This window comes from Trichloromonas sp. (assembly GCF_041583255.1).
GTDB lineage: Bacteria > Desulfobacterota > Desulfuromonadia > Desulfuromonadales > Trichloromonadaceae > Trichloromonas.
In genome coordinates this window covers 1-3,307 of the sequence record NZ_JBFHGD010000294.1, presented here as the reverse complement: position 1 = coordinate 3,307, position 3,307 = coordinate 1, and the positions used below count along the sequence as shown (strand labels likewise).

The window sequence follows — 3,307 nt, the reverse complement described above, 5'->3', positions numbered from 1 at the left end:
TTCCATTGCTCTGCCCGCTGGATTGCGGTGAGTGCGGCCAAAACAGGTGTGGCCGCCACTTGAATACTATTTTCAGCTTTCCTGATATTTTCCATAGACATGGCACGTTCACTGGCCATGTCTTCTGCAGACAGTGCATAGGATGCAGAAGTCAGCAAGCAAAAGACGCCACACATTAAAATCCCAAAAGTGATCGGCCATATCTTTGTCATAGAGTCTTCCTCCCGGCGCCCCAGCATACGGCAGACGACCGAAACCAAGGTGGTTAGTATTTAATCAGGCTGTTGCCCTTCTATGAACGTTACCACTCAACATTTTCGGGTTAAAAAACAACAAAAATGCGGCAGGTCCGGTTCGGCATACCGACCTTTCCTGCCGCATAGCAACGCTTCAGACGTGGAACCAAAAAACACAACCAGAAGACTTTAGGGAACCGTTACCACGTTACTCCAGCCACTACGATCCCCATCGGAAATGCTCTCGATAGCGAGACGGTAATAGATATGCCCCGCATCCCATATTTCCCCCCGACAATGCACGGTAAATTCAGTGAAGGAGACCTGTGAAAAAATCATTTCGTCATCATCCTGCCAGGGACCTCCGGGGCTGGTGCTCCACTGAAGAACCCGTTTGTAGTCGCTCCCGGTTACGAAACCCGGAATATCGAAAGTTAACGTCAACATGGGGTAGTCAAGAAATTGCATCGCAAAATTCATGGGGGTAGGCCCGTCACCACCGCCATCTTCGTCGCTGGCAGCCTCATCCACCGATCCAAGCCGCAATGCCCCGGATTCATCAATAATCAATACTTCATCGTTTTCCGCCAGATTCACCGTGCCGGTCGCCACCTCTTCGGCTTCGCTCAAACCGAAGATCAGCGGATGTTTCATCGCCGACACCAGCGCCTGATCCCCTTTCAGCACGAAGATGAATTCGGTGACGCCGCGATCCTGATAGGTCTGCCCGCTGCGGGTCGAGGTAACCTGACGACGGAAGGAGATCGAGGTGAAAATCTTACCTTGCGATCCGGAGGTGACGTTGTTAAGGGTATAGCGCAGATCGAGATGATCGAAAGCGGTGAAATCCTTGCGCACCCCACGGTCGAGAACGGTCGCGTCGCCAGCGAAATCCTCGTCGACCAGGGCCATGAAAGCGCGGGCATCTTCACCATGGTAGGCGGCGATCAGCTGATCGAGAGCCTCGCGGACGACCGCACTAATGTTGCGATCCGACACGGTCAGCTCCTTGCGGGTGGCCTCGACATCGTTGCTCTTGCCGGCGGTGTCGAGGATTTTGACGGCGACCTGGTAGGTTTCTCCCATTTGCGGAGAAAAGCCAAATTCGAAGCTGCCGTCAGCGGCCAGTGCCGTTTTCTGCCAGGTAACACCGCCGTCGAGGCTGATCTGCACGGCACCGACCTTGTTTTTGCCGGCCTGCCCGCGCCCTTTGAAAACCACTTTCCCCTGCTCGAGGGATTCCCGGTAAACCGTGACCTTGTCGCCGAGTTCGTCGTAGGCGACGCCGTTGAGGTAGAGGTAGCGGGTGGCAACCTCCTGCTCGGACTGGCCGAATATCCACCACTTGGCACAGGCTTCATCCGCAACGAAACCGATGGCCATTATCAGAAGCAAAGCAAAATACATTCTTTTCATTATCTTTATATCTCCCATCATCCGGGTAACGGACCAAATCAGAACTGGATTGAAATGCCGGCGGTCACGCTGTTTTCACGAAAATCACGATCCCGCACCGAGTAATCGAAATCGTTGACAAAAGCCCGCACATAGAGCATGCCATAGTTGAACTGCGAAAGGAACTCGGGACGGTAAAAGACGTTCAGCCGGGCGAAGTTCTTGCGTGAATCGGTACCGGTCTCTTTTTGCAGCCAGTTCTGACCGATCTTCAAGGTACTGGTCACCTTGGCCGAGGGGACATCGGCGCCGAGTCCGAGGGCGTATTCCCAAACCTGGTCGCGGGTGTCTTCGAGCTCGTTATCCAGGGTCCAGCCACCGGCAGTGATCGAAGGTTTCCAGACCCAGGCCCCGGCCGTGTGACGGGTACTCAGCATGGTATTGTAGATGAATTCTTCGTCTTTGCGGTTGTCTTTGGTGTCGTAAAAGGTGACCCCGAGGTTGGTGTCGCTGTCGAAAATACCGAACCGGTCGCGATAACCGAAATTGACGAAATGGTCCGTGGTGCTGCGATCGTCGCCATAGGCCCGGTCATATTTGTAGGTCAGGTCAGCGACTGAATAGCTGCGATCGAACAGGCGTTTCACCGTCACCCCGACTTCGGGCTTGTAATGATCGGTGCGAAACGCCTTGTCACCGTCGAGATTGTCGCGATACCAGAGGAAACCGAAGTTCATGCTCACCGTCTTGGTGTACTTGTAGCGCCACTTGGCCTTGAATTTTTCCCGGTCGGGGGTCGCGGAACCGAGCAGGGTCAGAAATTCGGGCGAAACCCGCTCGTACTCTAAAGAAACCCGACTCGGGCCGCCATCGCCGATCGCTTCGATCTTGTGAGCATATCCGTCGTTGTCGGCATCCGGCTGATCAGAAAAGTCTTCGGTTGTATCGGCCAGGGCCGATTCGCCGCGGATGGTCAAACCGGGAATCGGCAGGTATTCCCAGTCCAGCGAATAGACAGTGCTCTTGAACAGCGACGCGTCATTGACCCGGATATGGTCGAAGGAGTGCACGCCGTTGAGAGCCACCCAGAAATCGGGGGAAAGCTGCTGCCGCAGACGCATCCCCGCAACCTGCCGCTCGATGGCATCCACACCCCACATATTGTCCCAACGGGAATAGGCGAGACCGTAAACCAGGGTGAGATCGGGAAGCGCGTTGCTCTCGTCGGCATAGCGGTACGAAGCTCCCTTGACCGAACTGTTTAAAGAATACTGGGAGAAGGCCTCAAAGGTGTCACCCAGGGACAGGGTATGAATGCCGTTGGTAAAACGCGCGTTTGCGTTGGTGAGGGAAAACTTTTCCGAGTCATTGCGCGGGTCATCGGTGACCTTGGCTCCCAGCGAGAAAGAATAGTTCACCTCTCCCATCTCGCCGTTACCGAACAGGTTAATGATTTCGAGATAGCGAAGCCCTTCGGTTAACGATGACTGGTCGTCGCCCGGCCCGCTGACATCATTGTAGGTCGTTGAGAAATCGTTGCTCAGGTGAAATTCATTGCCCGCCTGTGCCGATGGGCAGAGCAACAGCAACAGCCCCCCCAACAGCCCGACGCCTTGAGTGAACCGCTTCATAGCTCCCGTTCCCATAAAAAAACTCATTGATTGTCCCTTCCTCCT

3 protein-coding genes are annotated in these 3,307 nt (G+C 54.7%); all 3 read right to left on the bottom strand.

Features of this window, described 5'->3' with window-relative positions; genetic code table 11:
• On the bottom strand, positions 1-212 hold a 212-nt coding region (locus tag ABYV89_RS15845), incomplete at its 3' end, for a hypothetical protein (protein WP_432823905.1).
• A 213-nt stretch (positions 213-425) separates the two neighbouring features.
• Positions 426-1,652: a hypothetical protein gene (locus ABYV89_RS15840; protein WP_432823904.1), complete on the bottom strand. Its 1,227-nt coding sequence runs from the start codon at positions 1,650-1,652 to the stop codon at positions 426-428.
• Positions 1,653-1,690: 38 nt separating this feature from the next.
• The gene (locus ABYV89_RS15835) at positions 1,691-3,262 is read right to left on the bottom strand and encodes a hypothetical protein (RefSeq protein ID WP_432823903.1); all 1,572 of its coding nucleotides are present in this window, start codon (positions 3,260-3,262) and stop codon (positions 1,691-1,693) included.
• Positions 3,263-3,307: the final 45 nt, after the last annotated feature.

Coding starts and splice junctions, on each gene's coding strand:
- ABYV89_RS15840 (WP_432823904.1), bottom strand. CDS start 1,652: ATGAAAAGAATGTATTTTGCTTTGCTTCTGATAATGGCCATCGGTTTC.
- ABYV89_RS15835 (WP_432823903.1), bottom strand. CDS start 3,262: ATGAAGCGGTTCACTCAAGGCGTCGGGCTGTTGGGGGGGCTGTTGCTG.